The sequence below is a fragment of the Micromonospora sp. NPDC053740 genome (assembly GCF_040677775.1).
GTDB lineage: Bacteria > Actinomycetota > Actinomycetes > Mycobacteriales > Micromonosporaceae > Micromonospora > Micromonospora alfalfae.
Genome location: NZ_JBFASO010000010.1, coordinates 128,172 through 147,566, shown reverse-complemented (window position 1 = coordinate 147,566; position 19,395 = coordinate 128,172). Strand labels below are relative to the sequence as shown.

At 72.8% G+C, this 19,395-nt stretch carries 15 protein-coding genes; 7 read left to right on the top strand and 8 right to left on the bottom strand.

What is annotated here, in order from left to right; translation table 11 throughout:
• The first annotated feature begins 130 nt into the window (after window positions 1–130).
• The gene (locus tag AB0K35_RS25130; protein WP_030327576.1) at window positions 131–337 is read left to right on the top strand and encodes a hypothetical protein; all 207 of its coding nucleotides are present in this window, start codon (window positions 131–133) and stop codon (window positions 335–337) included.
• A gap of 78 nt (window positions 338–415) precedes the next feature.
• Here the strand turns inward: AB0K35_RS25130 and AB0K35_RS25125 are convergent, their stop codons facing one another.
• Entirely contained in the window at window positions 416–778 is a 363-nt protein-coding gene (locus tag AB0K35_RS25125) for a helix-turn-helix domain-containing protein (RefSeq protein ID WP_363888042.1), read from the bottom strand.
• Window positions 779–873: 95 nt separating this feature from the next.
• Here AB0K35_RS25125 and AB0K35_RS25120 point away from each other — a divergent pair, with 95 nt between their 5' ends.
• Window positions 874–1,755: an NAD(P)-binding domain-containing protein gene (locus AB0K35_RS25120; protein ID WP_238670697.1), complete on the top strand. Its 882-nt coding sequence runs from the start codon at window positions 874–876 to the stop codon at window positions 1,753–1,755.
• A 161-nt stretch (window positions 1,756–1,916) separates the two neighbouring features.
• Window positions 1,917–2,876, top strand: a complete 960-nt coding sequence (locus tag AB0K35_RS25115; RefSeq protein WP_363888040.1) for a TIGR03557 family F420-dependent LLM class oxidoreductase — start codon at window positions 1,917–1,919, stop codon at window positions 2,874–2,876.
• 177 nt (window positions 2,877–3,053) lie between these two features.
• On the opposite strand, the gene AB0K35_RS25110 is transcribed toward AB0K35_RS25115, so the two are convergent.
• The 5 genes from AB0K35_RS25110 to AB0K35_RS25090 form a co-directional block, all read right to left on the bottom strand.
• Window positions 3,054–4,556 (bottom strand): hypothetical protein, encoded by a 1,503-nt coding sequence (locus AB0K35_RS25110; protein WP_363888038.1) that lies wholly within the window; start codon window positions 4,554–4,556, stop codon window positions 3,054–3,056.
• A 174-nt stretch (window positions 4,557–4,730) separates the two neighbouring features.
• Window positions 4,731–6,827: an amino acid transporter gene (locus tag AB0K35_RS25105; protein WP_238670694.1), complete on the bottom strand. Its 2,097-nt coding sequence runs from the start codon at window positions 6,825–6,827 to the stop codon at window positions 4,731–4,733.
• 87 nt (window positions 6,828–6,914) lie between these two features.
• Window positions 6,915–7,304 (bottom strand): hypothetical protein, encoded by a 390-nt coding sequence (locus AB0K35_RS25100; RefSeq protein ID WP_363888035.1) that lies wholly within the window; start codon window positions 7,302–7,304, stop codon window positions 6,915–6,917.
• A 386-nt stretch (window positions 7,305–7,690) separates the two neighbouring features.
• Window positions 7,691–8,461 carry a DUF5995 family protein gene (locus tag AB0K35_RS25095; protein ID WP_238670692.1) on the bottom strand — a complete coding sequence of 257 codons (771 nt, stop codon included), beginning with the start codon at window positions 8,459–8,461 and terminating at the stop codon, window positions 7,691–7,693.
• 145 nt (window positions 8,462–8,606) lie between these two features.
• Window positions 8,607–11,504 carry a LuxR family transcriptional regulator gene (locus tag AB0K35_RS25090; protein WP_238670691.1) on the bottom strand — a complete coding sequence of 966 codons (2,898 nt, stop codon included), beginning with the start codon at window positions 11,502–11,504 and terminating at the stop codon, window positions 8,607–8,609.
• Between the two features lie 194 nt (window positions 11,505–11,698).
• Between AB0K35_RS25090 and AB0K35_RS25085 the strand changes: the two genes are divergently transcribed.
• Window positions 11,699–13,933, top strand: a complete 2,235-nt coding sequence (locus tag AB0K35_RS25085; RefSeq protein WP_363888032.1) for an adenylate/guanylate cyclase domain-containing protein — start codon at window positions 11,699–11,701, stop codon at window positions 13,931–13,933.
• A gap of 29 nt (window positions 13,934–13,962) precedes the next feature.
• On the opposite strand, the gene AB0K35_RS25080 is transcribed toward AB0K35_RS25085, so the two are convergent.
• Together AB0K35_RS25080 and AB0K35_RS25075 are read right to left on the bottom strand one after the other, a co-directional pair.
• Window positions 13,963–14,508, bottom strand: a complete 546-nt coding sequence (locus tag AB0K35_RS25080; protein ID WP_238670689.1) for a YciI family protein — start codon at window positions 14,506–14,508, stop codon at window positions 13,963–13,965.
• Between the two features lie 56 nt (window positions 14,509–14,564).
• Window positions 14,565–15,440 carry a methyltransferase domain-containing protein gene (locus AB0K35_RS25075; RefSeq protein ID WP_363888030.1) on the bottom strand — a complete coding sequence of 292 codons (876 nt, stop codon included), beginning with the start codon at window positions 15,438–15,440 and terminating at the stop codon, window positions 14,565–14,567.
• A 114-nt stretch (window positions 15,441–15,554) separates the two neighbouring features.
• On the opposite strand from AB0K35_RS25075, the gene AB0K35_RS25070 reads away from it, so the two are divergent.
• The 3 genes from AB0K35_RS25070 (at window position 15,555) to AB0K35_RS25060 (ending at window position 19,260) form a co-directional block, all read left to right on the top strand.
• Window positions 15,555–16,265, top strand: coding sequence for a BTAD domain-containing putative transcriptional regulator (locus AB0K35_RS25070; RefSeq protein WP_363888028.1), 711 nt, complete (start codon window positions 15,555–15,557; stop codon window positions 16,263–16,265).
• A 136-nt stretch (window positions 16,266–16,401) separates the two neighbouring features.
• Complete coding sequence (locus AB0K35_RS25065) at window positions 16,402–18,477, top strand: hypothetical protein (RefSeq protein ID WP_363888026.1); 2,076 nt, start codon at window positions 16,402–16,404, stop codon at window positions 18,475–18,477.
• A gap of 114 nt (window positions 18,478–18,591) precedes the next feature.
• Window positions 18,592–19,260, top strand: coding sequence for a hemerythrin domain-containing protein (locus AB0K35_RS25060; protein ID WP_363888024.1), 669 nt, complete (start codon window positions 18,592–18,594; stop codon window positions 19,258–19,260).
• Window positions 19,261–19,395 lie beyond the last annotated feature (135 nt).

Here is a 19,395-nt window from a genome sequence, read left to right as displayed (position 1 = left end):
TACACAACGGCGGACGGCATCGGCCGGATGGGGGATCCGGCGGGGGTCCTGGCACGCAACCGTTAGCGGCGCGACGCGATTGGGTACAACGGCTGCACCTCAGATCCACCACATACCTCAGGAGGCAGCGATGCGCGGCACCTCGATTCTCGGAGTCATCGTCGTGATCTGGTTGGTGATCGGCGCCATCGCCGCTGGCCAGCGCGGTTACTACAGCGGCGACGACACCAACTGCGCCGAGGCCGGCACGATCCTGGTCACCATCGTGGCCGGGCCGTTGAACTACATCGGCGCCAACCCGAAGGTCGACTGCAAGCTGCCCGAGCCTTCCAAGTAGACGACAGACGTGGACCGGCCCGTGCCCCCCAAGGAGGAGGCACGGGCCGTTGCCGTTCGGCGAGGTCACGCAGGAGCACTACGCCGGCTCGTCCCGCGACCGTGGGCCGGTCGACCGGTCGCGCCCCCAGGCGGCCAGTGGCTCGAGGGCGTCGTTGAGGCGAATGCCGTCCTCGGTCAACGAATACTCGACGCCGGGCGGCACCTCGTCGTACGAGACGCGGCGCACGACGCCGTCCGCTTCCATCTCCCGTAGGTGAGAGGCCAGCACCTTCTCGGTGATCCCCGGAAGCAGTCGACGCAGCTCGCCGAAGCGACGCAGGGGGTGCTCGCGAAGCGCCCAGAGGATCAGCACCTTCCACCTGCCGCCGATCACCTCCATCGCGGTGTCGATACCGCAGGCGTGTCCGTCTGCGGTGCCCGGCCGGTTCAACGTCGCCATACCCACCCCTCCGACGTGCTCGCTCACCCCGGGGTAACCACGCACTCCGAAGTGCGTACTTGATCATCTGGGGGCCGATGACCAGCCTAATCGGCATGGAACCGAACACTGTGGAGAAGCCCTCCGTCACGATGCTGGGACTCGGCGCGATGGGTACCGCGCTGACCCGCGCCTGGCTTGCCGCCGGCTACCCCCTCACCGTCTGGAACCGCACGCCGGCCCGCGCCGCAGCGCTCGCGCCCGACGGGGCAAGGGTCGCCGGCAACGCCGCTCAGGCGGTCGCGGCGAGCACCCTGGTCGTCGTCTGCCTGTTGGACGACAGTGCTGTCGACGAGGTGCTGGCCGGTGTGGATCTGGCCGGCCGAGATCTGGTCAACCTGACCACCAGCACCCCTGCCCAGGCCCGCGCCCGCGCGGCGTGGGCCCGCAGCCGCGGCGCGCTGTACCTGGACGGTGGAATCATGGCTGTCCCGCCGATGATCGGTGTCCCGGACGCCGGCGGCTACGTCTTCTACAGCGGCTCGCGGGCGCTCTACGAACGGCACCGGGAGACGCTGGGCGTCCCGGTCGACACCACCTACGTCGGCGAGGACGCGGGCTTCGCGGCACTGCACGACGTGGCTCTCCTCAGCGCCATGTACGGGATGTTCGCCGGGGTCGCGCACGCCTTCGCCCTGATCCGTCGGGAGGACATCGAGCCGGCGGCACTTGCCCCACTGCTCGCCGACTGGCTCGTCGCGATGGTCCCGGCGGTTCACCAGACCGCCGACCAACTGCGCAGCGGGGACTACACAAAGGGGGTCGTCTCCCCTCTCGCCATGCAGGTGGCCGGCACACCCACCTTTCTGAGCACCGCCGAGCAGCAGGGTGTCAGCCCCGAACTGCTCCTCCCCTACTTCGACCTGATGCGCCGCCGCCTGGCGGAGGGCGGAGGCGAGGAGGACCTGACGGGCGTCATCGATCTGCTGGTGCGGTGATGGTGTCCGGTGGTTGGAGGTGGCTTACGTGCTTGATGTAGCCCACCGCACACCGCCTAAGGCATCCTAGGAGGCTGGTTTGCGGTTCGACGGCGTTTGTCAGCGCCGGGGACGGGAACGGCCGATGCTTCCAGTCAGCGAACGGGATCGGGAGTGTGGGCATGCAGATCGGCTACAAGCTGGCCTCGGAGGGGTACGGCCCGCAGGAGATCATCCGGCAGGCCGTACTGGCCGAGCGGGCCGGCTTCGACTTCGTCGAGATGAGCGACCACTTCCACCCGTGGCTGGACGCTCAGGGGCACTCGTCCTTCACCTGGAGCGTGCTCGGCGCCATCGCGGCCAAGACCAGCACCCTGCGCCTCGCCACCGGGGTCACCTGCCCGACCGTCCGCTACCACCCGGCGATCATCGCCCAGGCAGCGGCGACCATGGCGCTGATCTCCGACGGCCGGTTCACCCTCGGGGTGGGTGCCGGAGAACGGCTCAACGAGCACGTGGTCGGGCAGGGTTTCCCCAGCGTGCGGGGGCGACACGAGCGACTACGTGAGGCGCTGGAAATCATCCGGCTGCTCTGGCAGGGCGGCTACCAGTCGTACGAGGGACGGCACCTGCAACTGGAGGACGCCCGGGTCTTCGATCTGCCGGACACCCTGCCGGTGATCGCGGTGGCGGCCAGCGGTGAGGCGTCGGCGCGGCTCGCCGCCGAGCTGGGCGACGGCCTGTTCGCCACCGAACCGGACGCGTCGATCATCGAGCACTACCGCCGCGCCAAGGGCGCGGGCCCGCGCTACGCCGAGGTGCCACTGGCCTGGGCCACCGACGAGCAACAGGCGGTGCAGGCCGTGTTGCAGACGAGCCGATGGATGGTCACCGGCTGGAAGGTGATGAGCGAGCTGCCGAACCCGGTCAACTTCGACGCCGCCAGCGCGTACGTCGAGGAGAAGCACATCCGGCAGCTCTTCGCCATCGGCCCGGACCCGGAACCGCACGTCGCCAAGGTCCGGTCGTACGTCGAGGCCGGCTTCGACCACATCGTCCTGCAGAACGCCGGCCCCGACCCGGACGGCTTCCTCGACTTCTTCGCCGGTGACCTCGCCGGCCGTCTGCGGGCGGTGGGTTGACGCCGTGCTGAGGAGCGGGTCGGCGGCAGCACCGAACCCTGCGTCGGTGGTCACGGGAATCGGCGGTCGGCGAGGGGCCGTGGGCGTCACCTGACGACGCACCGCCCGTCCGGATGATCGTCCGGACGGGCGGTGCGCTCAGGATGAACGCGCTCGGGATGGTGCGCGGGTCGACGCTCAGCGGAAGCAGTGCGCGATCGGCACCTGGCTGCCCTCGCAGTTGGTCGGCTCGTTCTCGACCACCACGCTCTCATCGTCGATCTTGATTTGGGCGTGCATGCCGAAGATGCCGCCGGGCTTCACAGTCGACGCGTTGTGGGTGACCTTGCTGGTGTAGATCGCCACCGAGCCCGCGTTGGCGTAGATGCCGCCGCCCTGGGACGCGGCGCCGACAGCCTCGTTACGGGTCACGTCGCTGCCGCGGACCAGCAGGTTCGCCTTCTCGGCGTAGATGCCGGCCCCGAGGCCGTGGGTGGTGTTGCCGTCGATCACGCTGTCGTCGATCGGCGTCAGGCCCTTCACTGTCGAGATGCCGCCGCCGTTGACTGTGGACGTGTTGCCGCGGATCGTCATCGTGCGCAGCACCAGCACCGCGTCGGAGTTGGCGGCGCCGCCGCCGATCTGCGCGGTGTTGTTCAGCAGCTCGGTGTCGGAGACCTTCGTCCGGGCCGAGAAGCTGGCCAGCCCACCACCCTGGGTGGCGCTGTTTCGGGTGAAGGAGACGCTCTCCACGTCGGCGGCACCGCGGTAGTTGCCGAGCCCGCCGCCGTAGGCGTTGGCGCTGTTGTGGTGGAACTCCGAGCGCTTCAGCGTCAGCACGCCGCCGTTGAGCAGGCCCCCGCCCTTGCCCGCGGCGCCGGCGGCGCTGTTGCCCACGAACGTGGAGTCGGTGACCATCATGTTGCCGTCGTTGAAGATGCCGCCGCCGCCACCCTCGGGCGACAGCGAGGTGCTCTGGGTGACGGTGACCCGTTCCACCACGGCGGTGGCGCCGTGCACCACGTGCACGCTGCCGCCCTCGATGGCCGAGCGGCCGTTGTGCAGTTCCATGTCGCGCAGGGTCAGCTCGCCGCCGTCGCGGACGGTGAAGAAGCGGAACGCGGCGGCCTGGGGTGCCCGGGCGATGGTGGCGCCGGCACCGTCGATCGTGATGGCCTGGTAGATCACCGGCAGCCCGGCGGTGTCGTCGGCCGGGTTGTGCGGCGGTGCGTCGGCGTCCCCGGGGGTCTCCGCGGCGTCGGCGGCCTCCCGGGCGTCCCGGATCCCGCCGTCGTACTGGTCGGTCTCGTGGAACGCCTCGGTGAGTGTGTACCGGCACTTGGGAGCGAGGCGGAGCTCGCCGCCGCCCGCGGCGTTGGCAGTGACCAGCGCCGCCACCAGCTTCGCGGCGTCGCACGGCACCGACACCACACCCCGCTTTCCGGTGCCCGGGGTGGTCGGGCGGGCCCGCTCCGCGTCGTCCGGGCCGGGCTGCGGACCCTGCCGGTCACCGTCGCGGCGGTCGTCATCGGCTGCCGGGGTCAGCCGGGCGAGACCGGGGAGGGTGAGGGCACGGTCGGCGGCGGCGGCCGCTCCGGCCGCTCCCACGACCAGGCTCCCCGCCAGCAAGCCGCTGGCTAAGAACCATCGGGACCGCCGTCTGGGTCGGGTCGCGCGGTCTCCCTCTCGGTACGTGGACATCAACGGTGCCTACCTTCCTGCGTACGTGACGTGACCGCGCGCCGATTCGGGCGCGGGGGGCTCGACGTGTTCGCCGGCTACCAAACGTCACGATAGGTCCGCAATACGGACAGGAAGGCGTGAACGTGAATAGTCCCCTCTTTCATCTTCAAAACTGTCAAAGCGGCATCGATGTCACCCGCCGACGTGGATGCCGGGCCGACGCAACGGGTCCCGTTCGGTCCGGCGGATGATCTCCCGCACCACCGGCGGGGTGTCCCCCCGACCCAGGATGAGGTAGCGCGCCAGGTGCGCGATCGGGCTGCCCTCGGACCACTCGAAGTGCGCGTGCGGCCGAACCCCGGTGGCGTCCCGCAGGGCCAGCAGGATCGCGGCGATCGCGTTCGGCGCGGCCGGGCTGTTGGCCCGCAGCACCCGGAAGCCGCCCACCTCGATCCCGTGCACGCGCAGCACCTGACTGAACTCCGACGGATCGACCACGTCGATCTCCAGGAACAGCACGTCCGCGGCCCCGGGCACCGGATTCATCCCGCGCTGCGCCCGCTCCTTGATCGTGTACTCCTTCACCGACCCCTTCTGCCGCTTGTTCGCGATCAGGTGCAGCTGCCCGTCGTGCGCCAGCGACTCGGTGATGAACCGACGGGCCGCCTCGTCGAACTCGATCCGCTCGGCGCGCAGCTCGGTGGTCCGGGTGACCCGGGAGACCAACGAGACCACGATGATGCCGAGGATGAACAGCGCGGAGATCGTGATGCCGTCCGGCTGTTCGATGACGTTCTCCAGCAGCGCGTACAGCAGCACCAGGGTCAGCACCGTGAAGCCGATCGCGGAGCCGCGCCGGTGATGACGGGCCGCGGAGATCGTCACCGCCACCGCCCCGGAGACCATCATGGCCAGGATCCCGGTGGCGTACGCCCCGGCCTGGGCGTTGACGTCGGCGCGGAAGGCGATCGTGATGGCGACGCTGACGACGGTGTAGACGATCACCACCGGGCGCACCGCCCGCGCCCACTCCGGCGCCATGCCGTACGACGGCAGGTAGCGCGGCACGATGTTGATCAACCCGGCCATCGCCGAGGCGCCGGCGAACCAGAGGATGAGCACGCTGCTCACGTCGTAGACGCTGCCGAACACCTCCCCCAGGTAGGTGTGCGCCAGGAACGCCAGCGCCCGCCCGTTCGCGCCGCCACCCGGCCGGAACTCCTCCGCCGGAATGAGCGCCGTGGTCACGAAGGTCGTCGAGATCAGGTACACCGACATGATCAACGCGGCGGTGGTGAGCAGCCGACGTGTGTTGCGGATCCGGGCGGCGAGCCGGGCCTGCTTGTCCGGGCCGTCGGCCGCCACCAGGGGCATCATGCTGACCCCGGTCTCGAAACCGGACAACCCCAGCACCAGCAGCGGGAACGCCAACACGGCGGTGAGCAGCACGTGGCCCGGTCCGCCACCGGTCGAGGTCACCGCGGCCGTCCAGTTCGAAACGATGCCCGGGTCCCCGACGATCCGGGCCACCGCGACCACGACGATCACCGCGTTGAGCACCAGGAAGACCGCTACCAGCGGGATGGCCACCACCACCGCCTCGCGGAACCCGAGCAGGAACACCCCGCCGAGGATGAGCAGCAGCACCACAGTCACCACGACGGGTACCAGGGACCCGTGCAGGACGTCCGGCAGGTACGGGTTCTCCAGCAGGTGCACTGTGGCGTCGGCCGAGGAGAGGGTGATCGTGATGATCCAGGAGGTGGCCACGAAGCCGAGCAGCACGAGGACGAAGATCTTGCCCCGCCAGAACGGCAGCAACCGCTCCAACATCGCCACCGAACCCTGACCGTGCGGGCTCTCGTGGGCCACCCGCCGGTACATCGGCAGCATGCCGAACAGGGTGAGCACGACGATCAACAGGGTCGCCAGCGGGGAGAGCGCCCCGGCCGCCACCGCCGCGATGCCCGGCAGGTACGACAGCGTGGAGAAGTAGTCCACGCCGGTCAGGCACATCACCTGCCACCAGGCGTGCCGACGGTTCTGTCCCTCGGTCGCCTCCGGGCCGGGCGGCTGCACCTGGTGCTGAAAGAGCCAGCGGCGCAGCGGGCTGGCCGGCGGCCCCGAGCGGGTCGGCGTGGGCACGCGTTCGGGCACCACGACGCCCTGCCGGCCGCCCCGGTGCGGGCGGGCCGGATCACGGGCCGCCCGCAGCGCCGGGTCCGGGCCGCTCGGTGCGTGGCGGCGCCCGCTCCAGCGCCGTGGTTTCGCCGGGTGCTCGTCAGCCATCGCCAGTCCCACCCTCACAGGTCCTGATCTGACGGTAGGCGGTGCGCCGACGCCCGGTCTGCGGAACCGGGCACCTGTTCGGCCTGCTCAGGACAGGTCCGCGACGGCGAGCAGACGGGCCAGCGCGGGTGGGTCGGCGACCGTCACGGTGGCCGCCGGGTGCCGGGGCCGCCCTCCGGGCAGCAGCGCCGGCACCGGTACGCCGAAGCGCAGGCAGATCCCGCCGGCAGTGCTGCTGCCGAAGGTCGCACCGCCGTCGGCCAGCGACAGGTGCGGGCCGATTGCCCGCCACCAGCGGTACGGCCCGCTCAACTCGACGGCGGTGACGTTGTCCCGGTCGGTCCGCAGCCGCCACGGCCCGTACCGGATCATCAGGTCCCGTTCGGTCACGGCGACCCAGGCCGTCGCCGGGCGGACCCCGAGCAGCGCCAGTACCGGACGGAACACCGGATCGAAGCGGAACGGAAATCGGGCCACGACGCCGGTCATCGGGCGCCGGGCCGAGCGGTGGGTCGCGACACCGGGCCGCCCGGCCGCAGGGGGCCGGGCCGCGCGGGCCGGGGGCGGGCGGCGGGCCGACGCCGGGCCAGGACGGTCATGGCGCGGGCGTACCCGATCCGAGCCCGCCGACACCCCCGGATCCGCACGCCGTCGACGTGACCTCGTTCGGCGCTCCCCCACCGCCGGCCGGCACCCCCCGGGCCGGCCGACGGTGGCAGACGGTCGACACCCCCCGGGGCCGACCGGCTGTCCCCTGCGTGACCGACCCGGCCTCGGGCGGCCACACGGGGTGGAACTGGTGGGACGCGCCCCCGCGCTCCGCCGCCCCCCACGGGGCGGAGCGCGGGGGCCCCCCGTCCCGGCTACTGCAGGAACGCCCCGAGGGGCGAGAGCAGCAACCGGCCGAGCGCCGCGGCGTTGTCGTCCAACCGCGTGCGCTCACACTCGCGGGCGTCCGGATCGTGCCGGCACCGCCAGATCTTCTGCGCGTTACGCCAGGCGACATCGCGGGTGTACTCGACCAGTTCCCCCTGGTACCAGTCGTCGATGTCGCCATTGAGCATGTCGATGAGCAGCTGCCACCGCTCCAGGTAGCCCCGGCGCAGCCCGGGGATCTTGTCCGCGAAGATGTTGTTGATCTCGAGGTAGTCGTGGTGCTGGTCGCTGCCGTCGACCGGCTCCGACTCCAGGTGATCGAACGTGGTCACCAGGGCGAACGGCAGGTCGAAGTTGATGTGCGCGTTCACCCCGGCCGCCGCCGACGGCAGCGGGCGGGCATCCGGCCCCCGCATCCGCTCGAAGAGGCAGGACCACGCCTTCGGGGTGCCGGGGCTGGAGTCGGTCCACAGCCGCATCGCGTCGAAGTACCGGGCGGCGAACTCGACGTCGAGCCGGGAGAGGAAGGCCGGGTCGATGAAGCGGTCGTCGTACAGCCCGTCCAGCACACTGCTGGTGATGGTCAGGTAGAGCTTGTTGAAGTCAGCGAGCGGGCAACTGGCTTCCAACGGTGGCAGCCGGACCAGCATGTCCTGGAGCTTGGTCAGATGATCGACCACGGCCGGCACGTCCGCGGGATGATCGGCGAGCAGGTCGACGATGTCCCGGTGCACGGGCCCCCAGACCGGTTCGATCATTTCTCCTCCATTGTGGTCGGCGGCATCCCCCGTGCCGTCGTCGACGCGGCCCAGCCTCTCAGCCGACACCGGGCCACCGGATCAGTAAAACGACGTATCCCGGCGCGCACACGCGCCGGGATACGTACGTCAGTGGTCGGGTCGGTCAGCCCCGTTGGTTGCGCAACTGGATCGCGCTGGCCTGCACACGGGTACGAACCTGGAGCTTGTCGAAGATGTGCGACACGTGCACCCCGATGGTCCGCTCGCTGATGAACAGCCGCTGCCCGATCTCCCTGTTGGTCAACCCCTCGGCGACCAGGGCGAGCACTTCCCGCTCCCGGGCGGTGAGCGCCGCCAACTCGTCGTCGGATGCCTCGACCGGAACGCTGCGTGCACCGGTGGTGCTGTCGCGCTCGTCCAGCGACACCCGGGCCCGCCCGGCCAGCTCGCGGATCTCCGAGGTCAACGGCACCGCGCCCAACCCCTGCGCCACCCGGTACGCCTCCCGCAGGAGCTTGCCGGCGGTGGCCACCCGGCTGCGCCGAGCCAGCAGCGCCTCGGCCTGCCGCAGCCGCGAGTAGGCCGCCGGATAGGGGTGATTGCGTCGATCCCATTCGGCCGCCGACGCGGCCCACAGCTCCGGATCGCTGCCGTCGAGGCGGCTCACCTCGGCGGCGCACAGCGCCAGGAAGCCCTCCACCACCGAGCGCACCGGCCGGGCGGCACCGGCGCTCTTGCGGGCCACCCGCTCGGCCACGTCCCGCAGCCGGCGCACCGCCGTCGGGTCCACCTCCACAGTGCGGCTGGCGTGCGCCTCGGCCTCGGCGCGCAGGCCGTGCCAGACCAGCGCCGAGAGGATCATGACGTCGTCGGAACGGCTCTCGGTGAGGCCGCGCTGCACCGCCTGCCGTGCCACGTCGTGCCGGCCCTCCCACATGGCCAGCCCGGAGCGCAGGGTGAGCAGCGGAATGACGTGTCGCGCCCCGCCGCCGGCGAGCAGGGTGGCCACCGCGTCGAGGTCCCGACCGGCGGCCTCGATGTCGCCGTAGCCCACCGACAGCCGGCACCGGGCCAACAGCAGCTCCACGGCGTCCGCACCGGACGGTCGGTGCCGCAGGGCGGCGGCCACCACCTTCTCCGCCTCGGCCCACTGGCCCACCCGGAACAGCCCGTTGATGGCGATGGCCAGCAGCCGGGTGCCCCAGGTGCGACCAAGCCCCAGCTCGGCCACCCGTTCGGCACCCCGTCGGGCCACCACCACGCCCTCTTCGAGGACGTTCAGCGGCCCGGTCAGCAGCTCCGCCAGGTGCAGGTACGCGCAGGCCACGTCCTCGGGCTGACCGGCACGCTCCGCGGTGTCGAGGGCGTCGCGCATGACCGCCAGACCAGCGTCCGGGTCTTCCAGACAGGCGTCGCTGAAACCCAACGCCGAACTGGCCAGCACCACCTCGGTGGCCGAGCCGGCCACGTTCTCGGCCAACGCCAACGCCTCGCGGGCCCGCTCACCGGCGTCGGCGTAGCGACCCAGGTGCAGCAGCAGCTCGGCCAGGCGGGCGGCGGCGCTGGCCCGGTCCCGAGGGGAGCAGTCCTCCGCCTTCAGCGCCCGCTGGTACTCCTCCTCGGCGAGCGCGGAGCGACCGGCGGCGGCGAGGTAACGGGCCCGGCGGATGTGCAGCGCACAGCTGGGCTCGCCTCCCCGCAGCGTGGCCAGCTCCTCCAGCAGGGCCAACGCCCGGGCGTGCTCCCCACAGTGGTGGGCCGCCTCGGCGGCGTTCTCCAGCAGCTCGACCCGGTCCACAGTCAGCGGGCCCGGCTCGGCGGCCAACTGCAACGCCGCCGACCAGTGCCGGTGCGCCTCGGCGTAACCGTGCAGCCGCTCGGCCTCCTGGGCGGCGGCCACCGCCGCCGGCAGGGCCCGCGCCGGCTCGCCGGCCAGCCGCCAGTGGTGCGCCAGCCGGGCCTGGTGCAGCTCACCCGGCGCGGTGGTCAGCGCCTCGGCGTAGCGCCGGTGCAGCCCGGAGCGCTCGGCCGGCAGCAGCTCGTGCGCCAGCACCTCGGCCACGAGGCGGTGCCGCAGCCGGTAGCCCTCGTCGGCGCCGACCAGCAGCCGGTGCGCCACAGCGGCCCGGGCCGCGGCGATCAGCTCGTCCTCCGGCATCCGCAGCACCTCGGCCAGCAGCCAGTGCTGCACCGGCTCGACCCCGGCGGCCACCGCGTGCACCACGGCGTGCGCGTGCTGGGGCAGCGCGTCGACCCGGTCGAGGAAGATCTCCCGCAGCGTCTCGGACAGGCCGTCGCGGCCGTCGCGCAGATCCCGGGCCAGCTCCTCGATGACGAACGGGTTGCCACCGCTGCGCTGCCACACCTGCTCGGCCGCGTCGGCGGTCAACGTCCGGCCGACCACCGCGGCGGCGAGCGTCTCGGTGTCGGCCCGGCCCAGCGGCGCCAGGTCGAGCACCCGCACCGTGCGGAGCCGCCGCAGCTCGGTGAGCACCCGGCGCAGTGGGTGCGCGCCCTGCAACGACTCGGCGCGCACCGCCGCCAGCACCGACAACTGAAGATCACCCAGGCCGGCGAGCAGGTAGAGCAGGAGCTGCCGGGTGCTGCGGTCGACCCACTGGAGGTCATCGAGGATCAGCACCAGCGGGCGACCCTCGGCGATCAGATGCAGACCACGGGAGACCCGCTCCAGCAACGCGCCGGCGCCGTCCGGGCCGGCGGTCTCGTCGGCGAACATCTGCAACAGCCCTCGCACCGCCGAGGAGGTGCGGGCGGGCGAGGTGGACACCTCGCTGTCGAACCGGCGCAGCGCCTGCAACAGCGGATGCAGTGGGGAGGCGTCGCCGATGTCCAGGCAGCTGCCGGTGAGCACCACGGCGCCCCGATCCCGTAGGCGCTCGCCGATCTCGCCCAACAGCCGGGTCTTTCCCACACCGCTCTCGCCGGTCAGGAAGACCGCCGCGGTCTGCCCGTGCGCGGCGTCACCGAGCAACGCGGACCGAACCGTCTGCACCAGCTCGGCCCGGCCCACGAGCGGTGCGGTGTCCACATCGCTGGCCATGCCACGCAGCCTAATCACAGGGCCCCACACCGTTCTACGGCCGCCCACCGCTTGTGGTACTCCTCGCGTCGACTTTGCGACTAAAGGTTGCAGGTGGCCGACATACGTCGTTCGGCAGATCCCCCGTCGGCCCACTAGTGCCAATCTCCGGAGGTGATCAGGCAACCGCGGGGAGAAAGGCCGGTGCGACACCCATGACCACCAGCATCAACGTCGACACGCAACGGACCGTCACCCCGCTCTGGCCGGTACCCCAGGAGAGGCGCGTCGTCACCGTCCTCTTCGCGGACATCGTCGGCTCGACGGCCCTGGTGGACCGGCTCGACCCCGAGGACGTCCGAGCGTTGCAGCGGGCCTACTTCGACACCGTCGCCGGTGTGCTGCACCGCTGGCACGGGGTGGTGGAGAAGTACATCGGCGACGCCGTGATGGCGCTCTTCGGCGCTCGGCACTCCGACGGCTTCGACGCGTACCGGGCGGTGCGCGCCGGGCTCGAGATCCAGGCCGCGCTGGACCGACGGCCCATGGTCGACGGCATCAGGCTGCGCGTCCGGGTTGGTGTCGCCACCGGCGAGGTAGTGGTCGACCTGGGCGATGTCGTCACCGGCGGGCACGGCGTGGCCAGCGGCGCGGTGATCACCTCCGCAGCCCGCCTGCAGGAGTACGCCGCGCCCGGTGCCGTCGCGCTCTGCGCGGCCACCGCCCGCGCCACCGCCGGCCTGATCACCCAACGTCAGCTGACGCCGGTGCCGGTCGACGGCCGGGTGCCGCCGGTGCCGGTCTGGCACGCCGTCGGGCCGGTACGCCCCGGCGCTGACCGGCACGACGGCCCGTTGATCGGTCGGCGCCGCGAACTGGCCACCATCCGCGACCAGTTGGGCGCGGCCATCCGAAACCGGACGCCCCGCTGGATCTCACTGGTCGGCCCCACCGGCAGTGGCCGCAGCCGACTGCTGCACGAGCTGACCCGTGGGCTGACCACTGTGGATGGGTTGCCGGTCCGCTGGTGCGTGGCGACCTGTCAGCCGTACCCCGATCAGGTGTTGGCGCCGGTCGCGCACCTGCTCCGCAGCCTCGCCGGGATCCGGCACAGCGACGGCCCGGCGGCGGCCCACGACCGCCTCGTCGCCGCCCTGACGCCGCTGTTCCCGCCGACCCGGGTGGCCGCCGCCGTCCCGGCGCTCGAGCGGATGCTGACCACCCCGGACGGTTCGGCCGCCGCCCTCGCCGGCGCGGCGATCTGCCGCGAGGTCCTGCTGCGGCTGGCCGCCCACCGGCCGCTGATCGTGGCCGTCGACGACCTGGACCGGGCCGCGCCCGTGGTGAGCCGCTTCCTGCACACGCTGTTCGGCGCGGCGACGGAGCGCGGGCTGCCGCTGGCCCTGCTCACCGTGCACCAGCCGCAGTGGGCCGACAGCCGGCCCGGTCCGGCCCGCCAGCTGACGATCGGACCGCTGGCCACAGTGCAGTCCGGACGGCTGCTGCGCCACCTGCTCACCCGGGCCGGGCAGCCGGTGGCCCTGGTCGACCGGCTGCTGCCGCTGGTGGGAGGCCGTCCCGGGCACGCGGCGGCGTACGTCACGTCGCTGGTGGACGGTGCCGATCCTGGGGCGCTCCCGCTGCCCGAGGCGGTACGCCGGGCCGTCGGCGCGGAGCTGGACCACCTCGACGGTGAGCGGCGGGCGGTGCTGATGGCCGCCGGCACCCTCGGTGGTCTGATCTCCGGGGCGGCCGTGGACCGGGCACTCGGCTGGACGCCCGGCCGGTCCGCACCCGCGCTCCGCGGTCTGGTCGCCGCAGGGCTGCTGCTCCCCCACCACGTCGACGGGTACGCGTTCGCCGCTCCCGCGCTGCGCCAGGTCGCCGCCGAGCGGTTGCCCCGCGCCCTGCGGGCTGTCTTCCAACGCCGGGCTGCCGGCGTGTCGCACCTCGACAGCGTGCGACGCAACGACAACCCACGCGGTGGTGCGGTCAACGGCTCGGCGGCGAGGAGCGCGGAGATCGTGCGCCTCGACACCGTCGGCGCTCGGACCGGCCGCCTCGACGCGGTCTTCGCGGCGCTGGCCTCGGCAGGGCCGGGCGGTGTCACCGGCCCGACTGCGCTGGGGCGAGCCAACCCCACCCCGACGATGGCCACCCGTCCCGCCGCGCCGGGTCCCGGTGCCGACCGCACGGCGGGCCCCCGCCGGCTCCGAGCCGTCGCCTCGGCTGGTGACGTACCGCCGACGCCGGCTCCAGCGGTGTCCGTCACTCCGGGCGGTAGCTCGTCCCGGGACGTCGGACGGCCCGCCGCGCCGGTCCGCCCGACGCCGGCGAGTTCGGCTGGGCACCTGACACTCGCCGACGCCGGCACTCCGCCGGGCGTGGTGCGGGCACTACCCCGCCCGCCGTTGATCCGCCCACTGGACGGCCTGCCCGCCTCCGCCTGACAGTGGGTATCGGGGCGGTTCAGGGCAGGTCAGGACGGTCGCCCGCCGAACTGCCAGTTGTGCACCTCGATGTCGGCGTACCGGTCCACGGTCAGGATGGCGCGCGCCGCGTCCGGATTCGACGCCCGGAGCAGCGCGGCGGTGCCGAGCCAGGTGACGCCGTCGTCGGCCAGCAGGGGTCCGTAGGCGATCAGCTCGTCCGGGTCAGGCGGTACGGCCAGGTCGGTGGCCTGCCCGGCGCCGAGGCCGAGCACCAGGTACCGGTTGCCGCCGGTCCGGCCGCCGGGGAAGTCCCACATGGTGCGGCCCAGCGTGTTGTGCCACCGGCGCAGCAGCACGTCCCGGTACACGCCGGCCTGGTAGTTCGGTTCCTCGAACGCGAATGCCCGCGCGGCGGCCGGGTCGGGCACGTCGACGATGTGCACGCTGCCGGTGGGCGTGTCGCCGACGAAGGTCGGGCCACGGGCGATCATCTCCGCCGCGTAGCGGTCCATGTAAGACCAGTGCTCCTCCAGCAGTTCGTCGCGCAACGCCGCCGAGCCGGGCCGGTCACTGTGGTAACAGAGAAACTCCACGCCGCATTCTCGCCGGGTGCCCCTCGTCGCAGGCGGGCCGGGTGCCGCGCTGGCCGCTACGGTACGGACGCCGAGGCCAGCAGTGCCGCGGTCGGCAGCGCGAGCAGGCCGTCGGGGCCACGGTAGCGGGCGGTCACCTCGTCGAACGCGGCACGAATGCGGCTGATCATGGCCGCCGGCTGGGTCTCCAGCACCAGACCTGGCTTGCTGATGCCGTTGGCGGGGCCACGCCACCAGGCCTCCGGGTCGGTGCGGTGCGCCCAGGTGAGCGTCTCGCAGCGCACGTCGACGAGGCCGGCCCCGTCGAGCAGGCCGGCCACCCCGTCGGGGGTACGGGGGAAGTCCTGGTCGGCGTCCACCGTCGGGGCGGCGGCGCGCCGTTCGACCCCGGCGGCGTCGAAGACCTCAGCCCAGAGGCTCTGCGCCTCGGGCGGGGGGTGCGGCCACACGGTGACAGCGACCCGACCCGCCGACCGGAGGACCCGTCGCAGCTCGGTGATCGCGGCCGGCGGATCGCCCACGTGGTTGATCACGAAGTTCGCCACGGCCGCGTCGAACGACCGGGAGGCGAACGGAAGGTGGGGCAGAGCCGCGACGCGGACCTCGTCGGCTGACGGAACGCGGTCGCGCGCCAACTCGACCATGCTGGGCTCGGCGTCGACGGCGACGACTGTGGCATGGCGAGCGCACGCCAGCCTCGCCACCGTGCCGGAGCCGGTGCCCGCGTCGAGCACCCGCGTGCCCGCCCCGACGTTGGCGGCGTCCAACAACGCTGGCGCGGGGTACGCGCAGAGCGCGGCGAGACTGCTGTCGTACGCCCCCGCGCGCCCGGCCCAGCGCGACCGTTCGTATTCGTCGAAGGCCGTCGTGGTCATCGTCAGGCCCCCGTCGAGGATCTTGATGGTGGCGCCACGATATCGAACAAGGCGCATCCTGCGGTGCCCCGCGCGGTGGTGGCCCCCCGCCCGCGCCCGCCGTGAGCTGGCTGCCCGGTGTCCAGCGGGAGCCGATGGGCCGCTCGCGAGCGCGACTAGGATTGGTTCGTCATGCTGCTACGGGTGCTCGGGTCGCTTGAGGTTGAGGTCGACACAGGCGGGCCGGTCGACCTCGGCGGCCCCCGTCAACGCGCCGTGCTCGCGCTCCTGCTCGCGGCCCGCGGCGAGGTCGTCTCCGTCGGGCAGATGATCGAGGATCTGTGGCGGGGTGACCCGCCGCCCCGGGCGATCGCCTCGCTGCAGGCGTACGTCTCGCACCTGCGCCGCCTGTTGGAGCCGACCCGCGAGCGCCGGGCGCCGGCCCGGGTCCTGGTCACCGCGCCACCTGGCTACGCGCTGCGGCTGCCCGCCGACGCCGTCGACGCCGGTCGGTTCGAGACGCTGCTCGCCGAGGCGCGTGCGGCAGGCCCCGCCGACCCGGGCCGGGCACGTCGGTTGCTCAGCGGCGGGCTCGAGCTGTGGCGCGGTCGGGCGTACGCCGAGTTCGCCGGTGAGCCGTGGGCGCAGCCGGAGGTGCTGCGGTTGGAGGAGCTGCGGCTCGGCGCCCGGGAGCTGCTGCTCGACGTGACGGTGCGCTGCGGCGACGCGGCCGAGGCGGTGCCGGAGGCGGAGCTGTTGACCCGGCAGGCGCCGCTGCGGGAGGAGAGCTGGCGGCTGCTGGCGCTGGCGTTGTGGCGTACCGGTCGGCAGGGCGACGCGCTGGCCGGCCTGGGCCTGGGTCGAGGCACTGCGGCAACTCGCCGAGCAGACATCCCCGGGTGACCTCGCACCGGCGCTCGCCCCGCTGCTCGGTGGGGGCGACGGCGAGTCCGGCGGCGACGTCACCGCCGGCCGGTTCCGGCTGCACCGCGCCGTCGGCGCCTGGTTGGACGCCGCCGCGGCCCGCAGACCGGTCACGGTGATCCTCGACGACCTGCACGCCGCCGACGCCGAGACGTTGCTGCTGTTGCAGAGCGTCACCGAGATGACCACCGGCAGCGTCCTGTTCGTCGCGGCGCTGCGGCCCGCCGACAACACCGAGCGGCTCGCCGACACGATGGCCGTCCTGGCGCGCCGGTCACCCCACCGGGTCCCGCTGAGCGGTCTGAGCACGTCAGAGGTCGAACGGCTGCTCCGCGCGCTGGCCCGGAGCACCGTCGACCCGGACACGGTCAGCGCGTTGGCCGAGCGCACCGGCGGCAACCCGTTCTACGTCCGGGAGTCGGCGCGGCTGCTCGCCGCCGAGGGCACGCTCGTGGCCACCTCCGACGTGCCCGGGGGCGTACGCGACGTGCTGCGCCGACGACTCTCCCGCCTCCCGTCGACTGTCGTCTCGGTGCTGCGTCTCGCCTCGGCCGTGGGGCGGGAGGCCGAGGTGTCGACACTCGTCGACGCCGCCGGCACCGACGAGGGCACCGTCCTGCGGGCACTGGAAGCCGGGTTGGCCGCCGGGCTGCTCACCGAACCGGCGCCCGGGCGGGTGCGGTTCGTACACGGCCTGGTCTGCGACACCATCTACACCGACCTGCCGCAGCTGCGCCGCACCCGCCTGCACGCGCGGATCGCCGCCGCCACCCGCCGGCTGCGACCCGACGACTACCCCGCCCTGGCCCACCAGTACGCCCGCGCCGCGTCGGCCGACACCGCGCCGCTCGCCGTCGACTACGCGGTCCGGGCCGCCGAACTGGCCGAGCGGCGGTACGCGTACGACGCCGCGATCGAGCTGCTCGGCAATGCTGTCGAGGCAGCCGCCACTGTCGCCGGGGACCGCGACGCGCTCCGGGTCGACCTGCTCGGGCGGCTGCTGCGCGCCCAGGCGCGGGCCGGCGCTGTGGCGGCCGCCCGGCAGACCCGGGCTCGGGCGATCGACGTCGCCGCGGCGTCCGGCCGCGACGACCTGCTGGTAGCGGCGTTCACCGCGTGGACCGTCCCCACCCCGTGGTTGACCCACGAGTACGGCGTGGTGGACCACCGGGTCGTCGAGCTGGTCACCAGGCTGCTGCGCGTCGACGACCTGGACCCGGTCGCCCGGTGCCGGCTGCTGGAGGCGCTGGCCACGGAGTTGGACGGCGAGTCCGATCCGCGCGGCGTGGCGGCCGGACGGGAGGCGCTGGCCCTCTCGCAGCGGTTGGGCGACCCCGAGCTGCGCGCCCTGGGGCTTGCCGCGCGGCTGCGCACCATGAGCTACGAGCGGGAGGCGCCGGAGCGTCGGACCTTCGCCCTGGAGCTGCGTGACCTCGCCGACGCGCACGGGCTGGTGACCTATCGTTCGGTCGCCGAGCAGGCGCTGGGCCACTGCGCCGCCGCGCTGAACGAGCCGGACGAACTGCGCCTCAGCGTCGCCCGGCAGGGGTGGCTGGCCGAGACGTACCAGCTGAACGAGGCGCAGACGATCAACCTGTGCTCGCTGGGCGCCCTCGCGCACATCGCCGGCGACTTCGCCGCCGCGCGGCGGCACTACGACCAGGTCGCCGTGCAGATGCGGCGGCAGGGTTCGCTGCACGCCGCTGCCTTCCACTACTTCTCCACCGGCACGCTGCTGATCAGCCAGGGACGGTTCGGTGAGCACCTGGAGGCGACCCGGCGGATACGGGGGTCGTTGGGCCCGATCGTTGACGACCTGCTGGCGCTGGCCCTGATCGGCAGCGGACGCCTGGACGAGGCGCGGGCCATGCCGATCGGACGGCACACCTACCGCCCGGACTACTTCGAATCGGCGCTGCTCAGCGTACGCGGAATGGTCGTCGTGGCGCTGGGTCGACGGGACCTGGCCCCACCCGTGATCGACGCGCTGCTCCCGGTACGCGACCAACTGGCCGGTTTCTCCACCACCGCGGCAGTGGTGCGGCCGGTCGCGCTGACGCTCGGGGAGCTGTTCCGGCTGGTGGGCCGCACCGAGGAGGCGACCCGGCACTTCACCCTCGCCGCTCGGGTCGCCCGCCGGTGGGAGTCGCCGCACTGGCTGGCCGAGGCGACCGCGGCGATGGTCCGCTGACCGTCACTGTTGGCGGATTCCAAGCCGGTTCCAAGTGGCACCGAGCATGATCAACACATCTGTGCCAGTTGATCCCTCGGAAAGGTCACCGTGAACCAGAACCACCGCGAAGCCATGGCCGACGTACGCGACATGTACATGGCGCACTCGGCGCTCCGTCGCGAATTCAGCCTGCTGCCGCAGCTCGTCCGCGACGTCAACCCGGGCGACGCCACGCGCGCGGAGGTCGTCGGCGCCCACGCCGACATGCTCTGCCACATCCTGCACCTGCACCACGAGGGCGAGGACCTGTTGCCCTGGCCCCGGCTGCTGGAGCGCGGCGGCGCGGCGGCCGCGGCGATCGTGCCCACCATGGAGGCGCAGCACCACGCCATCGAGGACGCCCACGCGGCGGTGGTCGCCCTCCTCCCCCAGTGGCGCCGCACCGCGCGCGGCGGTGAGCAGCTCGCGGACGCCCTGGAGCAGCTACGCGCCGCGCTGATCGAGCACATGGCCCTGGAGGAGAGCGAGATCCTGCCGCTGGCGCAACGGCACGTCACCGCCCGGGAGTGGATGCAACTCGGCGAGCACGGCATGAGCAAGTCCCCGAAGAAGCAGCTCCCGCTGGCCTTCGGCCTGGCCATGTACGAGGGCGACCCGGAGGTGGTCAAGGCGGTGCTGGCGCACGCTCCGCTGCCGGCCCGGCTGCTCATGCCGATCATCGCACCCCGGCTGTTCGCCAGCCACGCCAAGCGGGTGCACGGCACCGCCACGCCCCCGCGCATCGGCGCCAGCGCCCGCTGAGCAAGGTCCGCGAGTCCCCCGACCCGTTACGACGCCAGGACGATCATCGTCGGTCACCTTCGTCGGGGCGGATGTCGCATCAAGCGGTATACCTCAGAGGCATGCTTATACCTCTGAGGTATACCGCTCCTCGGC

What these genes read in the sequence shown, in the direction of transcription:
- AB0K35_RS25130 (WP_030327576.1), top strand. Translation starts at nt 131, where the DNA reads ATGCGCGGCACCTCGATTCTCGGAGTCATCGTCGTGATCTGGTTGGTG.
- AB0K35_RS25125 (WP_363888042.1), bottom strand. Translation starts at nt 778, where the DNA reads ATGGCGACGTTGAACCGGCCGGGCACCGCAGACGGACACGCCTGCGGT.
- AB0K35_RS25120 (WP_238670697.1), top strand. Translation starts at nt 874, where the DNA reads ATGGAACCGAACACTGTGGAGAAGCCCTCCGTCACGATGCTGGGACTC.
- AB0K35_RS25115 (WP_363888040.1), top strand. Translation starts at nt 1,917, where the DNA reads ATGCAGATCGGCTACAAGCTGGCCTCGGAGGGGTACGGCCCGCAGGAG.
- AB0K35_RS25110 (WP_363888038.1), bottom strand. Translation starts at nt 4,556, where the DNA reads ATGTCCACGTACCGAGAGGGAGACCGCGCGACCCGACCCAGACGGCGG.
- AB0K35_RS25105 (WP_238670694.1), bottom strand. Translation starts at nt 6,827, where the DNA reads ATGGCTGACGAGCACCCGGCGAAACCACGGCGCTGGAGCGGGCGCCGC.
- AB0K35_RS25095 (WP_238670692.1), bottom strand. Translation starts at nt 8,461, where the DNA reads ATGATCGAACCGGTCTGGGGGCCCGTGCACCGGGACATCGTCGACCTG.
- AB0K35_RS25090 (WP_238670691.1), bottom strand. Translation starts at nt 11,504, where the DNA reads ATGGCCAGCGATGTGGACACCGCACCGCTCGTGGGCCGGGCCGAGCTG.
- AB0K35_RS25085 (WP_363888032.1), top strand. Translation starts at nt 11,699, where the DNA reads ATGACCACCAGCATCAACGTCGACACGCAACGGACCGTCACCCCGCTC.
- AB0K35_RS25075 (WP_363888030.1), bottom strand. Translation starts at nt 15,440, where the DNA reads ATGCGCCTTGTTCGATATCGTGGCGCCACCATCAAGATCCTCGACGGG.
- AB0K35_RS25070 (WP_363888028.1), top strand. Translation starts at nt 15,555, where the DNA reads ATGCTGCTACGGGTGCTCGGGTCGCTTGAGGTTGAGGTCGACACAGGC.
- AB0K35_RS25060 (WP_363888024.1), top strand. Translation starts at nt 18,592, where the DNA reads ATGGCCGACGTACGCGACATGTACATGGCGCACTCGGCGCTCCGTCGC.